This is a genomic window from Pseudomonas sp. WS 5412 (assembly GCF_012985615.1).
Classification (GTDB): Bacteria; Pseudomonadota; Gammaproteobacteria; order Pseudomonadales; family Pseudomonadaceae; genus Aquipseudomonas; species Aquipseudomonas shahriarae.
This window is the reverse complement of sequence record NZ_JAARMB010000001.1, coordinates 397,786-414,395: the sequence shown is the minus strand read 5'-3', so window position 1 is coordinate 414,395 and position 16,610 is coordinate 397,786. Positions and strand designations below refer to the sequence as shown.

The window sequence follows — 16,610 nt, the reverse complement described above, 5'->3', positions numbered from 1 at the left end:
GGAGCAAACGAATTGGCCGCCATTATCCGGCTTTTGCGGCGCAAGTCTCCCCCTTACCCCAATAACCCCATCTCCTGCGCCCGCGCGACTGCCTGGGTGCGGCGCTCGACCCCCAGTTTGCTGTTGATATGACTGGCGTGGGTCTTGACGGTGTGCAGCGAGATAAACAACTGGTTGCTGATTTCCTGGTTGGAGCACCCTTGGGCGATCAACTGCAGCACTGCCAGCTCACGGGCGCTCAAGGTTTCGCTGGAATGGCTGGTTTCGACCGGCTCGCGCGGGGCAACCGCCGGCAGCAGGGCCCAGAGGCTTTGCCGCATCAAATCGTTCGGCGCCTGACCCAGTTGCTCGCGTACCCAGTCGGGATAACGTTCCAGCAGGCGCTGGAAGGGTTGCAACGCGCCACCGCCAGCCATTTGCAAGGCCCGGGCAAACAGCGGCCGGGCTGACACTGCCTGACCGTCATCCAGCAACAACAGCACGTGCTGGTTCAGGGCCATCACCGCAATCATCTGCTGGCCTTTGCCTTCGGCTTGTCGCGCCAGCCCATCGAGTCGCCGCCGGGCGCTTTCACACTGGCCGCGAATGGCGTCCAGGGCCGCCTGTTGCAGTTCGATATGTTGCGCCAGGTGCGGATGAAACTCCGGGGCGGCGGCGGCCTGCTCGCCGTTATAGGTTTGCCCCAGGCGCACCAGCCAGGCATCGGCCAGGTCGGTACGGCCCTGGGCCAGCCACAGCTCGCATTTGATCAGGGTGATCATGGCCAGGTAGTAGATCGGCGGCACGTCCCAGATATGCATCAACCGCTCGGCCTCGGCCAGCTCGGCAAAGGCCTTGGGAAAGTCGCCACGGCGCCCCTCAAGGTTGGCGATGACACAGTGGCCGATCAATACGCTGATATCCCGGCAGGCGCGGGCTTCGGCAAGCCCTGTACGCAAACGCAACAGGCCGGCCTCCGGCTGGCAACGCATCAGCAGCAGGAAACCTTCATACAACGACAGGCGTGCGCGCACCGCATACAGGCGCTGGGATGCCAGGCCCTGCAAGCGTTGCAGGCCCTCGCGCACCTCGTCCAGGGAGCGCAGGATTTCCCCACGCGCCTGCAGCACCCGTGCCCGGTCGTAATGGGCCAGGGCCTCGAACAGCGGGTTGCCGACGCGTTGCGCCAGTTCCAGGGATTCTCGATTCAAGCCCCGCGCACGCCACAGGTCGGCGTCGACGATGGCCAGGTTCGACAAGGTCGACAGGCACATCAAGCGCTGGCCGTAACGCTTGTGCGGCAAGCTTTCCAGGGCTTCTGTGCAATACAAGTGGGTCAGTTCCCGGTCGCCACGCCCACGGGCGATGATGCCGCTGAGGGCCAGCCACTGGGCGAGCATCGACTTCTGCGCAGTGGCCGACGGTGCCGGCAGGAAGCGGCTGAGATGGCTGGACAATTCTTCCGCCGCATCCAACTGGCAGGCCAGCCCCAGCGCCCAGCTATAGAGCACGATCAAGCGCGGCGTGCTGATCAACAGGCTGTCGGGCAAGTCCATCTTCCAGCGCAGGAGCATGCCGACGTTCTGCTCGGCCAACAGTTGTTCTTCGGACAGGTTCTGCACCAGATTCGCCGCCACATCCGGATGCCCGGCACGCAGGGCCTGCTCCACGGCCTCATCGAGCAAGCCCTGGGCGTTGAACCAGCGGCAGGCGCGCAGGTGCAGGCTGGCGGCCGGCAACATCGCATTTGGCGAACGCCGGGTGCGCAGCAGATCGGAAAACAGGTGGTGATAACGGTACCAGTGGCCCTGCTCGTCCAGCGGCACCAGGAACACCTGATGGGCTTGCAGGTAGCGCAGGATTTCCGCGCTGTCATGGGCCTCGCGCACGGCATCGCACAACTCGCTGCAAAAACGCTCCTGGGAGGCCGTGTCGTAAAGGAAGGCCTGGACTTCCGGCGGCAGGCAGTCGATCACCTCTTCCAGCAGATAGTCACGGATCAGCCCTTCCCCACCATGCAGGCCTTGGGGCAAGTCGGCCTCGTTGCCGGCTTCGGCGGCCGCCAGCAACCAGAAGCGCAGGCCGGCCACCCAGCCTTCGCTGCGACGGATCAGGTTGTCCAGGGCTTCACCGCGCAATGAACTGCTATGCCGGTCGAGCAAAGCCAGGGATTCGTCGTTGGTCAGGCGCAGGTCCTGTTCATGCAACTCCAGCAGATGCCGTGACAAACGCAACCGTGCCAAATGCCAGTCGGGACGCTGGCGGCTGGTGACCAGCACCAACAGGCCATCGGGCAAATGGTTGAGAAAAAATTGCAGGCAACGATCCAGCACCGGGCCCTGGGCCAGGTGGTAGTCATCCAGTACCAGTAATAACGGGGTGCGTGTGGACAGATGGACGGTCAATTCGTCGAGCAGGCCATCGAGCCACTCTTCAAAGGCAAACGGCTGATGGCGCTGGCGCATTTTCAACAAACCCAGGGCCTGGGCGCCGACTTGCGGGAAATACTGCTGCAAACCTTCCAGCAGGCGCTCAAGGAAGCGGCCCGGATCACTGTCCCGCGAACTGAGACCCAGCCACAGGCTTTGCCAGTGATCAGGCAGGCTTTGGCAGAACTCCACCGCCAGCGAGCTCTTGCCAAACCCGGCCGGCGCGCTGACCAGTAATAGACGCCCGTCCAGGCCGGCGCTCAAGCGCTCGCACAAACGCGGGCGCAGCACATAGCCATCGGGCAGCGGGGGTCGGTAGAAGCGCCCTTCCAGCGTGGGGATTATCGCACTGGCAGGCCCTTGGATTGGGGACAGATCAGTCATCGCCGGGCTCTTGTAGTAGGCTGTGGTCGGCATTGCAGATGTCCGCAGACTAGCGTTAAAAGCCGTCGCTTTGTAGATCTTTGCAACATTTGTCTGAAAAAGACTACAACAAGAAATAACCAACTATTTTCCGGATGCCCAAAACAAATGTGGGGATGGGCTTGTGTGGGAGCGGACTTGCCCGCCCCCACACAAGCCCACCCCCACTGGTGCGGACTTGTCTAGCGCTGTTTAGCGAACACCATCCTGACGCAAAGCCGCCGGGGTGAAGTCGCTGGTGGTGGCAGTGAAGCCGAAGTCATAGGCCTGTTTCTCTTCGTTCTTCATGCCCAGGGCCAGGTAGCGGCCGGACTGCAGGTCGTAGAGGGTTTCGAGGGCGTACCACGGCACTTGCTTGTCGTAGTAGTTCTCGCCATGGGCTTCGGCTACGCGCCACAGTTGGCCACGACCGTCGTAATGGTCGATCACCGCTGCTTGCCAGGTGTCTTCGTCGATGTAGAAGTCACGCTTGGCATAGATATGGCGCTGGCCTTCCTTCAAGGTGGCGACCACGTGCCAGACGCGGCGCAGTTCATAACGCGCCAGGTCCTGGTTGATGTGGCCGGCCTTGATGATGTCGGCGTACTTGAGCTTCGGATCGTCGAGCTTGTAGCTGTTGGAGGCGATGTACATTTCCTTCTTGCCTTCCAGCTTCCAGTCGTAGCGATCCGGGGCGCCGTTGTACATGTCGAGGTTGTCGGAAGTCCGCAGGCCATCGGCGGCAGTCCCCGGCCCGTCATAGGACACTTGCGGCGCACGGCGCACACGGCGCTGGCCGGCGTTGTAGACCCACGCGGCGCGCGGTTCCTTTACCTGGTCCAGGGTCTCGTGCACCAGCAACACACCACCGGCCAGACGCGCAGGTGCAGTCACTTTCTGCTTGAAGTAGAACAGGATATTGCCCGGATTTGCCGGATCGTAATCCTTCATCTTGTCGCGGAACACGAACTGGTCCTGGAAGTACACCAGGCTGTACGAGCCGTTGGCCTGTGGCGTGGCCTGGGTCACCAGGCGTGTCACGCTGCCGCCGCGATAGCGGGTGATGTGGTTCCAGATCACCTCGACCCCGCTTTTCGGGATTGGGAACGGAATCGCGGTTTCGAAGTTTTCCAGGCCGTTACCACCGCCTACCAGGTTGGTGCTGGTGGCGTTTTTCTTGATGGAGGCGAACACTTGCGCCGGCACGGTGGCACCGCGATGGGTGGTGTACACCGGCATCTTGAAGGTTTCAGGGTAGCGCTTGAACATCGCGTACTGCCCCGGCGCCAGCTTGTCTTTGTACTGCTCGACGTTCTGCGCGGTGATGGTGAACTGCGGCTGCTCGCTGGCATACGGGTTGGCCAGGAAGCCCTTGGCATCCACAGCACCGGCGTTGGTTGGCAGGGCTTTCCAGGCCGGAATGGTGCCGGCAGCGTTGCCGGCCATTTCCGCGCCCATCGGAGTCAACGTGGTGCCCAGCTTGGCGGCTTCATCCGCCGAGACCGCCGCCATGACGCTGCTGGCCATGATCGACAGTCCCAGCACACCCACGTGCAACAGACTTTTGGTTATTTTCATGTTCTGGTCTTCCTGAAATGCAGTGTGCTTAGAAGTTCGCGCCGAAACTCAGGGCCACGAAATCGCGGTCAACCGAGGTGTTGTAGTCGCCACCAAAGAAGTTGGTGTAGGCCAGGCTCGCCGTGTAGGTGTTCTGGTATTCCGCGTCCAGCCCCAGGCTCACCGCTTTGCGACCTTCTTCGAAGTTGCCGCCAGGACCTGGCGAGTAACCGTTCACATCATGGGACCACGCCACGTTAGGCTTGAGGTTCACGCCGGCGAAGACATCCGGGTACTCCCAGATTGCCCGGCCACGGTAGCCCCAGGAAGTGGCGGTAGTGAAGCCATCATTGTTGCAATTGGCAGTAAGGTTGCTGGCATCGGTGCCAGGTCCGGCACCGGCAATTGTGCCGCCGTTAAGCGTTGCACAAAGAGCGCCTCGCCCAGGGCCATACACCGGATCACGCCCGTAACGTGCTTTGTTACTGCTTTCCAGGCCACCAACGTGGGTCACGCCCACTTCACCGACCAACGTCAAGCGACTTGCTCCCATCACTTGATCGAAGAAGTGCGTAAACGTCGTCTGGAACTGGGTAACTTCCTTACGCCGGTAGCCGTTCAGATCCTGGTCAGCAGAGCCTTTAAGTGGCGAAGCCGCCCCCAGGCCCAACAGCGGCGTTACGCCCGCATACAAAATATCGGTGGTATTGAGTTGCACTGGCGCATTCGGCCGATAGCTCAATTCACCACTCCATGCGGTCCCTGTCGCCAGCGTGGTGGAGAAGCTCAAGCCATACAGCCGAATATCCTCCGGGTACTCGACAAAGTAGCTAGAGTTACCGGCCACAATGAGAGGACGCAACTGGCTGGCGCCGGGTGTAAACGTCAATGCGTTAGCTGCTGCGTAGGTCGCAGCGGAGGCGCCCCTGGCGCTGAAAATCGGCGCACGGCTGTGATAGTTCATGAAATAAGCGCCGAACTCAGTGTCCAACGGCTCAAAGTTGTAGTGCATCGCCACGCCAAACTGACCGCTATCGCGTGCGTCGCGATCAGGGCCACGCTTGACCAGCACACCCTCCTCATTGATGTTCACGCCAAACGCGTTCATCAATGGTAAACCACCGCCCGCCGCGATCACTGAACGCTTGCTGAGCAAGCGCAAGTTATCGCTGCAGCCGTCAGCAATCACATCAGGCTGCGAGAAGAATGTCCCGCAGTTGTCGGTGATCGTCTGATCCCACTCCAACTGGTAGAACGCTTCTGCCGACAGGTTATCGGTCAAGGATTGCGACACGTAGAACATGTTGACCGGGATCAGGCCTTCCTTGATCTCGGCACCCGGACGACGGAACGCAGACACGTCGATCGGGTTGACGGAGTTGATACCACCGCCAATGAAAGTACTTTCACCCCAGCTCACTACTTGCTTACCAAAACGCACCGAACCCGGCGCATCGGCAATGGAGTAGTTGTGGTAGATGAACGCATCGAGAATCTGCCCGCCGGAAGACTTGGCCCCCTCTTTGCGATTGTGGTCGCTGATGTCCTTGAACTCGCGGCCTTCATCCTTGAGTTCGAAGTCGTACCAGTATTTGCCACGCACGAATACGCCGGTGTCGCCGTATTTCAGTTCCAGGTCATGGATGCCCTTGAAGATCTTCGAGAACGTCTCCCCACGCTTGAAGTTCAAGTGACCGTCATCGGAGGTTTGCGACAGCCCCTTGCCACCGTTGTTGACACCAATCAGGTCGCGATCGGGCTTGGCCGTGCTCCAGCTGGCCCCCACCGACAGGGACGAGTCGAAGCTGCCTTCGACCTCACCAATGTTGAAACTGACGCCGAATGCGGGCCCGGCGAGGGTCGAGGCAAGACTGACCGCCAGGGGTAATCTCGCCCGGCGCCAGAACTGATTTACTGAGGTCATCGACGCTACTCCATGTGCATTTTATTGTTATGGCAGTGAGCCTTTTCAAACACGCTTGTAACGGCCGGAATACAACGATTCCAATGCCAGACAGCCACCGGACCACCCAGGACCGCAGCGCCGCATCCTTGAAAAACTCTGGGAGGGACTATAGCCAGCAGGGGGTATCGCTTGATCCCTCTAAAGTGTGATTTGCATCACCAACCCGTCTGCGACAGCCCTTTCGCCATGTCAGCGAGGGCTGACGCAAAAGAGGATGGCTGAAATTCGGCAAATGACAAGGCGAAGGCTTGTAATAGAGCATTGCCGTGCCCGAACGGGCACGGCACGAGGGGTCAGAGCGTGGACAGGAAGGTGCTGTTATTGGCCTGCCATTCAATGATGTCGATACGGATACGTTTCTTGTCCAGCTTACCGACGCTGGTCTTGGGAATTTCCGTAACAATGGCAATCTGACTTGGAATTGCCCACTTGCTCAGGTGGCCCTGCTCGACATACGGCTTGAGGTGTTCCTTGAGTTCGCGGGCGCCAATCCCGTGGCCTTCACGGACCACCAACAGGGCAAACGGACGCTCGCCCCACTGCGGGTCGGCAATCCCGACCACCGCTACTTCGCGTACCGCCGGATGACGGCTGACCAAGTCTTCAAGGGCCAGGGATGAAATCCACTCGCCGCCGGTCTTGATCACGTCCTTGATACGGTCGCGAATGTCGATCACACCGAAGGCATCGAGGGTGGCCACGTCGCCGGTGTGCATCCAGCCGCCTTCCCAGAGTTCGGCGCCCTTCTGCGGCTCGTTGAAATACCCCTCGCTGAGCCATGGCGCGCGCAGCACCAGTTCGCCCTGGGACTCGCCATCGGCCGGGAGGAAGTTGCCGTCCCCGTCGATGATCGCGGCTTCCACCAACGGCCCCGGCACACCGGCCTTGATCCGGTAGGTGGTGCGCTCGTCTTCGCTGCCGGCCATCAGTTCTTCGTTGAGGTGGGCACAGGACACCAGCGGGCCGGTCTCGGACATCCCATAGGCCGCTGTCAGCTGGATGCCACGGGCCTTGGCTGCTTCATACAGCGAGCGGTTGAGGGCGCTGCCGCCAATCACGATTTTCCACCCGCCAAAATCCACGCCCTGGGCGGCCTTGGCGTTGAGCAGCATCTGCAGGATGGTCGGCACACAGTGGGAGAACGTGACCTTCTCTTTACGCCACAACTCCACCAGGTATTCCGGGTCGTAGCGGCCGGGGTAGACCTGCTTGAGACCGAGCATGGTCGCCACATACGGCAAGCCCCAGGCGTGGACGTGGAACATCGGCGTGATGGGCATGTACACATCGTTGGTGCCCAGCAGGCGCACGCTGTCGACGCTGCCCATGATGGTCGCCACGCCGATGGTGTGCAGCACCAGTTGGCGGTGGGTGAAATACACACCCTTGGGGTTACCGGTGGTACCGGTGGTGTAGAAGGTGGTGGCCACCGAATGCTCGTCGAAGTCCTCGAAGGTGTAGTGCGTGCTGGCAGCGGCCAATAGCGTTTCGTACTCGCCTACCAGGTTGGGCAGATCAGCGGTTTTTTCGTCGCCATCGGTCAACAGCAGGGTCTTGTCGACGGTGGTCAATTGGCCGGCAATGGCCTGGTACAGGCCGACGAACTCGCTGTTGACCAGCACAAAGCGGTCCTCGGCGTGGTTCATCGTGTAGAGGATCTGCTCTGGCGACAGGCGCACGTTGATGGTGTGAATCACCGCACCAATCATCGGAATGGCGAACATGCATTCCAGGTAACGGTGGCTGTCCCAGTCCATCACGGCCACGGTATCACCGGCCTTGACCCCGGCTGCGGTCAGCACATTGGCCAGGCGGGCGACGCGTTCGATCAGGGTGGGGTAGGTGTAGCGCAGCTTGTCGCGGTAGACGATTTCCCGGGTTTTCTCGTAGCGCGCACCCGACATCAACAGGCGCTTGATCAACAACGGGTATTGGTAGGCGCCTTCGGCGGGCGGGATAACACGAGTCTGCAACATACGAATCCCTTTTTATGACTGCACGGTCTTGGCTAAAGGATTTGCACTGTAGAGACCTTGCACGCCGGCCAAATCAGCCGAAGGAATGATTTGCAGAGCCGGATGAATGCTAGCTTTGCGCCAGCATTCATTCAGCCAGCGGCGCCTTTAGCGCTCGGTGAGGGCCACTTTCACACCAATGGCAATCAGCACCGCACCCATGCTCCGATCAAACCAATGGCCCATGCGCGCAAACCCGGCGCGCACGCGCTGTTGGCTGAACAACATGGCCACCATGCAGAACCACAGGGCGGTAGCCACGGCCAGGTACAGGCCATAACCGGCCTGGATGGCCAGCGGCGTGTGGGGGTTGATCACCACGGTGAACAGCGACAGGAAAAACAGCGTGGCCTTGGGGTTCAGGCCATTGGTCACAAAGCCCGAGGTAAAGGCGCCGCGGGCACTGCGCTCGCCCACTTCGCGGTGCAAGTCTTCTTCACTGGCAGGCTTGGCCGGCTGCGCCCGCAGGGCTTTGAAGCCGATATACAACAGGTAGGCCGCCGCCGCCCATTTCAAGGCGTTGAACAGCACGATGGGCTGGGACACGATCAAACCGATACCGAGCAACGAGTAGCCAACGTGAAGGAAAATCGCCGAACCGACGCCCAACGCCGTCCAAGTGCCGGCACGCCGGCCATGGGTCACGCTCTCGCGTACCACCACGGCAAAGTCCGGCCCGGGGCTGGCCACGGCCAGCAGGTGAATCAACGCCACGGTCAAAAACTCGGTGAGGTACATGCACACTCCAAGAAGTAACTGATTATTTCATCTGGTAGGCTCGGCAGATTACGCCTTCGAACCCTGTCGCAAAAGGTACAGTTGATGACGAACAATCGCCGCGCCGTCTTCCTTGATCACCCTTCCCTGGACCAGGGGGACCTTGACCTCAGCGGGTTGCGGGAGACCTTCAGCGACTTGCAGTTGTGCGAACAGACCTCGGCCGATCAAGTGGTCGAGCGCCTGCAAGGCGCCCAGGTAGCGATCAGTAACAAGATCCTGATCAACGCCCAGACGATGGCCGCCTGCCCTGACCTGAAACTGATCCTGATCGCCGCCACCGGCACCAACAACGTCGACCTGGCCGCCGCCCGCGCCCAGGGCATTACCGTGAGTAACTGCCAGGGTTACGGCACGCCGTCAGTGGCGCAACACACGATCATGCTGCTGCTCAACCTTGCCACGCGCCTGAAGGACTATCAAAAAGACGTCGATGCCGGGCTGTGGCAGCAAGCCAAGCAGTTCTGCCTGCTGGACTACCCGATTGTCGAGCTGGAAGGCAAAACCCTGGGTTTGCTGGGCCATGGCGAACTGGGCGGCGCCGTCGCGCGTCTGGCCGAAGCCTTTGGCATGCGCGTAGTGCTGGGCGCCATTCCCGGTCGCCCGCCCCGCGCAGATCGGGTGCCACTGGACGAACTGCTGCCGCAGATCGACGCCCTGACCCTGCATTGCCCGCTCAACGAACATACGCGGCACTTTATCGGCGCCCGCGAACTGGCGCTGCTCAAGCCGGGCGCGTTCGTGGTCAACACCGCACGCGGTGGCCTGATTGATGAACATGCCTTGGCAGACGCCCTGCGTGGCGGTCATCTGGGGGGCGCGGCCACCGATGTGCTGAGCGTCGAACCGCCGACCACCGGCAACCCGCTGCTGGCGAGCGACATCCCACGGCTGATCATCACCCCACACAGTGCGTGGGGCAGTCGCGAAGCGCGGCAACGGATCGTCGGCCAATTGACCGAAAACGCCCGGGGCTTTTTCAGCGGAGCACCGCAGCGCGTCGTCAGTTGATAAACTGCGCTCCTTTTTCAGGGAGCAGACCATGGATCCGCGCAGTGAAGTACTGCTTCGTCAGGCCGAACTTTTTCAAGGCAATGTGTTACTGGCCGGCCTTCCCGCCGACGACCTGCTGGGCCGCCTGCCCAATGCCCATGGCTGGTGCTGGCATGCGGGCGATCAGGCGGCGCTGGATGCCCGGTTTGCCGAACGCAGCCATTTCGGGGTGAATGTACCGCAGCGTGCCTTCGACACAGCCGTGGTGTTCCTGCCCAAGTCCAAGGACCTCGCCGACTACATCCTCAAGGCTGTGGCGGCACGGCTGCCGGGCGCCGAGTTGTACCTGGTGGGCGAAAAACGCGGCGGCATCGAAAGCGCCGCCAAACAACTGAACGCCTTCGGCAAGCCACGCAAGCTCGACAATGCGCGGCACTGCCAGCTGTGGCTGGCCACCGTGGCCGACGCCCCGGCAGCCCCCGACCTGGCGAGCCTGGCCGAGGTCTTTGAAGTGCCACTGACCGACGGGCCGCTCAAGGTCGTCAGCTTGCCCGGCGTGTTCAGCCATGGCCGCCTGGATCGCGGCACCGCGCTTTTGCTCGAACACCTGGACAAACTGCCCAGCGGTCATCTGCTGGACTTCGGCTGTGGCGCCGGCGTGCTCGGTGCGGCGGTCAAGCGGCGCTATCCGCACAACACCGTGACGCTGCTCGACGTGGACGCCTTCGCCACCGCCAGCAGTCGCCTGACCCTGGAGGCCAATGGCCTGGAAGGCGAAGTGCTGACCGGTGATGGCATCGACGCCGCGCCCATGGGCCTGGATGCGATTCTGAGCAACCCGCCGTTCCATGTCGGGGTGCATACGGATTATTTCGCTACGGAAAACCTGCTGCGAAAAGCACGCCAACATCTGAAAAACGGCGGCGAACTTCGGCTAGTTGCCAACAGCTTCCTGAAGTACCAACCACTGATCGAAGAGCATCTGGGCGTGTGCGCAGTCAAGGCCGAGGGCCAGGGTTTTCGCATCTACCGTGCCAAGCGCGGCTGACGGGCGTTTGAAAAAGAACGCTTGCCGAATGGATTTTGCCAAGGCAGAATCCGCTCCGTCCTAGGGGAGTAGTCTCCCACGAGCAACATGCTCGTCCGGCATACGTCAACATACTTGGTCAGCAGACCATGGCGTATGCGACCCAGGAGTCCGCACAGACGGACCGGGGTTTGACAAGACCTATGACACGCACACCTTACCCGGGGCGGGAAGGCTGTACGTGTCATAGCCGTGTCGACCCGCCCCTGGAAACCTACCTGATGCTGGATTCACTTCTCGTTCCTACCGCAATCGTTGCCTTGGCCGAAATCGGCGACAAGACGCAATTGCTCGCGCTCATCCTCGCCGCACGCTTTCGCAAACCCTGGCCGATCATCGCCGGCATCATCGCCGCGACCCTGGCCAACCACGCCGCCGCCGGTGCCGTGGGTGCCTGGTTCGGCAGTTTCTTCTCGGATGCGGTGTTGCACTGGATACTCGCTGCGAGCTTCTGCGCCACGGCCCTGTGGACCCTGGTGCCGGACAAGCTCGACGATGACGAGGCCAGTACTTCACGCAAGTTCGGGCCGTTCCTGACCACGCTGATTGCGTTCTTCATCGCAGAAATCGGTGACAAGACGCAGATCGCCACGGTGATGCTGGCGGCGCAATACCCGGAGTTGTGGCTGGTGATTATCGGTACCACCCTGGGCATGCTGATTGCCAACGTGCCGGTGGTTCTGGCGGGGAATTTCGCCGCGGAAAAACTACCGCTGACCCTGATTCGGCGCCTGGCAGCCTCGGCGTTCTTTATCCTGGCGCTGGTGGCGGTGTACAAGGCCATGCAAAGCAGCGGCTGGTTGTAACCCTTTGCAAATGTGGGAGCTGGCTTGCCTGCGATAGCGCTGTATCAGTCACGGATTAATTAACTGAACCACCGCTAACGCGAGCAAGCCCGCTCCCACCTTTGGACCTTCACAAGGCCTGGATTATCAGGACTTCTTGGCCTGCTGGTACAACGGCATCACCTTGGGAATCGCCGCCTGCAACGAGGCGATCCGGCTGCTGGAGGCCGGGTGGGTGCTCATGAACTCAGGCGGTGCGCCTTCGGAGGCCTTGGCCATTTTGTTCCAGAGCGTGATGGCCGCGTTCGGGTTGTAACCGGCGCGGGCCGAGAGTTCCAGGCCGATCAGGTCGGCTTCGTTCTCGTTGCTGCGGCTGTTGGGCAAGGTCATGCCGTAGTTGGCTACGGTATCGGCCAGCGCCATGCTGTCCTGGCCCAGGCCCAACAATGCGCCGGCGCCCTGCTTGGCCATCTCGATGCCGTAGGCCTTGGACATGGCTTCGCGGCCATGTTCACGCAGGGCGTGGGCAATTTCATGGCCCATGACCGCCGCCAGCTCGTCATCGGTCAACTTGAGCGTGTCGATCAGCCCGCTGTAGACAAAAATCTTGCCGCCAGGCCCGCAGTTGGCGTTCATCTCGTCGCTTTTGATCAGGTTCACTTCCCACTTCCACTGCGCCGCATCCGGACGGAAGGTGGGAGCCTGGGCGATCAGGCGCTGGGCGATTGCCTGCACGCGCTTGGCGTTGGTGCTGGTCTTGTCCAGCAGGCCCTTGCCACTGGCTTCGCCGAGGGTCTGCTGGTACGACTGCGCGTACATCTGGTCGACTTCCTGGCTCGACAGCATGCTGAACATGTACTGCTTGCGCTCCACACCCACGGCGCCGCCACTGGTGGTGTTGACCGACTGGCAACCGGCGAGCAGCAAGGCTGCGCTCAATGCCGTTACCGCCAAATATTTTTTCATGCGCCTTCTCCCTGAAATTATGGCGCATATCCTAGGCCCTCCCTTGTATCTGCGCCAGATACACCTGACGCTTAACCGCTGATTTCAGACACCCCCCACGCCCATCACCATTCTATAAACGACACGCCTGATTCTTTTGCAGGGCAGCACCTCATGTCTGTCGCGCCTATGGCCGATATAAAAAAACAGACCCTGCCCCCCCTGCGCCCGGAGCCTTCATGAAATTCAAGTCGATTCAGTTTTCTGTTGCGGCATTGGCCGGGGCCATTGTGCTGAGCGTCGTGGCGGCCCTGGTGCTGTACGCGCTGTTCGCCGGTGCACGGACCCAGGACATGGTGCAGGCACGCACCCAGGCGCAATTCGAGCAGATCATCGAGCAACGGCTCACGGCACTCGCCCACACCCAAGCCACACTGATCCAGCGCGAACTGGAAGCGCCACTGGTGACCGCCAAAGGCCTGGCCACCACCAACGCACTGATGGGCATGAAAGACGCAAACGGCGGCGCCCCATTGCAGGTCAGCCGCGAACAACTGATCAACCTGCTGCACGAAACCGTGGTGCGCAACCCGAAAGTACTCGGCTCCTATATCGCCTGGGAACCCAATGCCATCGACCACAACGATGCCAACTACCTGAACACCGCCGTGGTTGGCATAGAGCCCACAAACGGGCGCTTTATGCCCTGGTGGTTCCGCAACCAGGACGGCAGCCTGGGCCTGGAAAAACTCGCCGACCTGACCGACCAGAAAATTCTCTCCACCGGCATCCGCGCCAGTGAGTACTACCTCTGCTCCAAGGAAACCCAAAAACCTTGTGTCATCGACCCCGCGCCCTATCGCGTAGGCAATACCACGGTGATGCTGGCCTCGTTTATCGAGCCGATCATGATCGACGCAAAGTTCCAGGGCATCGTCGGCGCCGATCTGTCGGTTAACTTCATCCAGGAAATGCTGACCGCTGCCGACCAGAAGCTTTACAACGGTGCCGGCGAAATGGCACTGATTTCCAACAACGGCCGCCTGGTCGCCTATACCAAGGACGCCAGCAAGCTGGGAGAAAAAGCCAGCGACCTGTTCGACAAAAATACCCTCGATCACCTCAACCAACCGAACGTCGGCGAAGTCCGCTACGACGTCGACCAGGCCCAGGGGCTGATCGAGTTGTTCCTGCCCTTCAACATCGGCCAGACCGATGCGCGCTGGACCTTGATGCTGCAACTGCCGTTGGGCACGGTGATGGCCGACTTGCAAGCGCTGCAGGGCGACCTGGACGCCCAGCGCAAAACCGATATCTTCGGCATGACCATGGTTGGTCTGGTGATTGCCGGCATTGGCCTGCTGGTGATCTGGCTGGTGGGGCATGGCATTGCCCGGCCGCTCAAGCAGATGGTGGCGATGCTCAATGACATCGCCCAGGGCGAAGGCGATCTGACACGCCGCTTGACCAGTGACCGCGCCGACGAACTGGGCGCGATTGCCGCCGGCTTCAATACATTCCTGATCAAGCTGCAGGGCATGATTACCCAGGTGGTCAGTTCGGTGCAGAAAGTCAGCGATTCGTCGGAACACACCGCCGACATCGCCATCCGCACCAACCTCGGGGTGCACAAACAAATGGTCGAGATCGACCAGGTCGCCACCGCCGTGCACGAGATGACCGCCACCGCCCAGGACGTGGCCCGCAATGCCACCCAGGCCGCACAAGCCGCCACCCATGCCGATCAGGCTGCGAGCCAGGGCATGCAGATTGTGCGCGACACCTCCACGTCCATCGGCGCCCTGGCCCTGGAGATCGGCAAGGCAGTGGGCGTGGTCCAGACCCTGGCCAAGGACAGCGAGAACATCAATGCCATCCTGATTGCCATCCGCGGCATTGCCGAGCAGACCAACCTGCTGGCCCTCAACGCCGCCATCGAAGCCGCGCGCGCGGGCGAACAGGGCCGGGGCTTTGCGGTAGTGGCCGACGAGGTGCGCAACCTGGCGCAGAAAACCCAGAAGGCCACCGAAGAAATCCAGGCCATGATCCAGCAATTGCAGCAAGGCACGCGGGACGTGGTACGGGTCATGGAAGACAGCCAGCAGCGTACCGATGAAAGCGTGCAGCACGCGGCCAAGGCGGCCCAGGCCCTGGAGACCATCACCCAGGCCGTGTCGGTGATCAATGACATGAACACGCAGATTGCCAGTGCGGCAGAGGAACAGAGTGCGGTGGCCGAGGACATCAACCGCAATGTGATCAATATCGGCCAGGTGGCCAATGAGGTGGCGGGCGGTGCCGATGAGTCCAGTGCTGCCAGTGCGGGGCTGACCCAGTTGGCGGAGCAGCAGCGGCGGCTGATCAATCAGTTCAAGGTATAAAGGTTTCAGTGGCCTTCAGGGCCGTATCGCAGGCAAGCCAGCGCCCACATTTGAAGGTATTCACACATCAAAATGTGGGAGCTGGCTTGCCTGCGATGACGCCAGCGAATCCCCCACACAGCCCCCACCCTCAACCCGGGGTCAAACACTCCGGCCCATTGAGCTTCGGATCATTGACCATGTTAGCCAGCACCCGCTCACGCAACGCCGCCGGCTCACCGGCCAGCAACCCCTGCAACACATGCAACGGCGTCTCGGGGTCGAGCCAGGCTTCCTGCCCCGCCGCATCCAGAATCAGCGGCCGGCGCTGGCTCTGCGCGGCCTGGGTCACCACTGCCGCGCTCAACCACACCTGCTCCTGCACCGGATAAGCCTCCCAGATCGCCGCAAAGAACAGCGTCGAGCCCTCCCCCGGCGTGAGCCAGTACGGCCGCTTGCGCTGGGTGCCACGCCATTCATAAAAGCCATTGGCTGGCAGCAGGCAACGGCGCAGGCGAAAGGCCTCGCGAAACATCGGTTGTTCGGCCAGGGTTTCAGCGCGGGCATGGGCCGGGGTGCGGGACAGGTCAGTCAACCAGGGTGGTGTCAGCCCCCAGCGGGCCCGCGCCAGGGTGCGCTGGCCGTCGGTAGCGCGCTGGATCAGCACCGAATCATTAGGAGAAATATTCCACTGGGCCTGTTGATCCGCCGGGAACCCCGGCAAGGCAGCGAAGGCGGGGTTCCAGCGAAACAGGGCATAACGTCCACACATTGGGCAACACGACTCTTGGGTAAACCGAACGACAGCCTAACAGACCAGCACGTCGGGGTAGCTGTCGGGTTCATCGCCGGGTAGCGGTTGGGCGCCGATATAGGCGGTAATCAACTCGCGGGCTTCGCCAGCCTGGTCGTTCTCCACTTCCAGGCCCAACAGGCCGAAGATCGGCAGTTCACCCGTACCACCCAGCAGATGGCGCCCCACCAGATGGGCGTCGATACCTTCGCTGGCGAGCATTTGCTGCAGCAACTCGCCCTCCATCAGGTTTTCCGGTTCGTAGATTCGTTGCATGGCCGCCCCCCCTTATTCATTCTCGCTGCGCACTTCGAGCATCCATTCCTCGCCGTGGACCTGCAGGTAGAAATTGATCGGCCGACAGCACACCTGGCAGTCCTCTATATAGTTCTGGTCACCGCCGGACAAATCCACAGATGTCTCGACCTCTTCACCACAATAAGGACAATCGTACAGCGCAGGTTCTAGCATCGCGGTCTCTCCCAGGTGACTTGTGCGTATAATCGCCGGTCTATTTGCAGG

The 16,610-nt window shown here is 61.2% G+C and carries 13 protein-coding genes and 1 riboswitch; of the genes, 4 read left to right on the top strand and 9 right to left on the bottom strand.

The genetic code is table 11. The features are described from left to right. Positions 1–53: 53 nt before the first annotated feature. From HBR94_RS02035 to HBR94_RS02015, 5 genes are all read right to left on the bottom strand, one after another. Complete coding sequence (locus HBR94_RS02035) at positions 54–2,792, bottom strand: LuxR C-terminal-related transcriptional regulator (protein ID WP_170044062.1); 2,739 nt, start codon at positions 2,790–2,792, stop codon at positions 54–56. 231 nt (positions 2,793–3,023) lie between these two features. Then, positions 3,024–4,388, bottom strand: a complete 1,365-nt coding sequence (locus tag HBR94_RS02030) for a DUF1329 domain-containing protein (protein WP_057438161.1) — start codon at positions 4,386–4,388, stop codon at positions 3,024–3,026. A gap of 28 nt (positions 4,389–4,416) precedes the next feature. Beyond that, a complete protein-coding gene (locus HBR94_RS02025) occupies positions 4,417–6,291 on the bottom strand; it encodes a DUF1302 domain-containing protein (protein WP_169959752.1) in 1,875 nt (624 codons plus the stop codon). 335 nt (positions 6,292–6,626) lie between these two features. After that, positions 6,627–8,309 carry a fatty acid--CoA ligase gene (locus HBR94_RS02020; RefSeq protein WP_057438159.1) on the bottom strand — a complete coding sequence of 561 codons (1,683 nt, stop codon included), beginning with the start codon at positions 8,307–8,309 and terminating at the stop codon, positions 6,627–6,629. A gap of 147 nt (positions 8,310–8,456) precedes the next feature. After that, positions 8,457–9,086, bottom strand: a complete 630-nt coding sequence (locus HBR94_RS02015; RefSeq protein ID WP_170044061.1) for a LysE family transporter — start codon at positions 9,084–9,086, stop codon at positions 8,457–8,459. Positions 9,087–9,170: 84 nt separating this feature from the next. Here HBR94_RS02015 and HBR94_RS02010 point away from each other — a divergent pair, with 84 nt between their 5' ends. The 3 genes from HBR94_RS02010 to HBR94_RS02000 all read left to right on the top strand — a co-directional run bounded on the left by HBR94_RS02010 (position 9,171) and on the right by HBR94_RS02000 (position 12,011). Next, positions 9,171–10,136, top strand: a complete 966-nt coding sequence (locus HBR94_RS02010; RefSeq protein WP_170044060.1) for a 2-hydroxyacid dehydrogenase — start codon at positions 9,171–9,173, stop codon at positions 10,134–10,136. A 31-nt stretch (positions 10,137–10,167) separates the two neighbouring features. After that, positions 10,168–11,166: a class I SAM-dependent methyltransferase gene (locus HBR94_RS02005; protein ID WP_120734137.1), complete on the top strand. Its 999-nt coding sequence runs from the start codon at positions 10,168–10,170 to the stop codon at positions 11,164–11,166. Between the two features lie 51 nt (positions 11,167–11,217). Next, positions 11,218–11,337, top strand: a riboswitch (yybP-ykoY riboswitch). Positions 11,338–11,426: 89 nt separating this feature from the next. Next, a complete protein-coding gene (locus HBR94_RS02000) occupies positions 11,427–12,011 on the top strand; it encodes a TMEM165/GDT1 family protein (protein ID WP_057438151.1) in 585 nt (194 codons plus the stop codon). A gap of 126 nt (positions 12,012–12,137) precedes the next feature. Here HBR94_RS02000 and HBR94_RS01995 read toward each other — a convergent pair whose 3' ends face one another. After that, a complete protein-coding gene (locus HBR94_RS01995) occupies positions 12,138–12,956 on the bottom strand; it encodes a M48 family metallopeptidase (protein WP_057438149.1) in 819 nt (272 codons plus the stop codon). A 218-nt stretch (positions 12,957–13,174) separates the two neighbouring features. Between HBR94_RS01995 and HBR94_RS01990 the strand changes: the two genes are divergently transcribed. Continuing rightward, a complete protein-coding gene (locus tag HBR94_RS01990; RefSeq protein ID WP_057438146.1) occupies positions 13,175–15,316 on the top strand; it encodes a methyl-accepting chemotaxis protein in 2,142 nt (713 codons plus the stop codon). Positions 15,317–15,446: 130 nt separating this feature from the next. On the opposite strand, the gene HBR94_RS01985 is transcribed toward HBR94_RS01990, so the two are convergent. The 3 genes from HBR94_RS01985 to HBR94_RS01975 are packed head-to-tail and all read right to left on the bottom strand — an operon-like array spanning position 15,447 to position 16,559. After that, positions 15,447–16,067 carry an SOS response-associated peptidase gene (locus tag HBR94_RS01985; RefSeq protein ID WP_057438144.1) on the bottom strand — a complete coding sequence of 207 codons (621 nt, stop codon included), beginning with the start codon at positions 16,065–16,067 and terminating at the stop codon, positions 15,447–15,449. 36 nt (positions 16,068–16,103) lie between these two features. Then, entirely contained in the window at positions 16,104–16,364 is a 261-nt protein-coding gene (locus tag HBR94_RS01980; protein WP_057444473.1) for a DUF2007 domain-containing protein, read from the bottom strand. A 12-nt stretch (positions 16,365–16,376) separates the two neighbouring features. Next, a complete protein-coding gene (locus tag HBR94_RS01975; RefSeq protein WP_057438139.1) occupies positions 16,377–16,559 on the bottom strand; it encodes a CPXCG motif-containing cysteine-rich protein in 183 nt (60 codons plus the stop codon). Positions 16,560–16,610 lie beyond the last annotated feature (51 nt).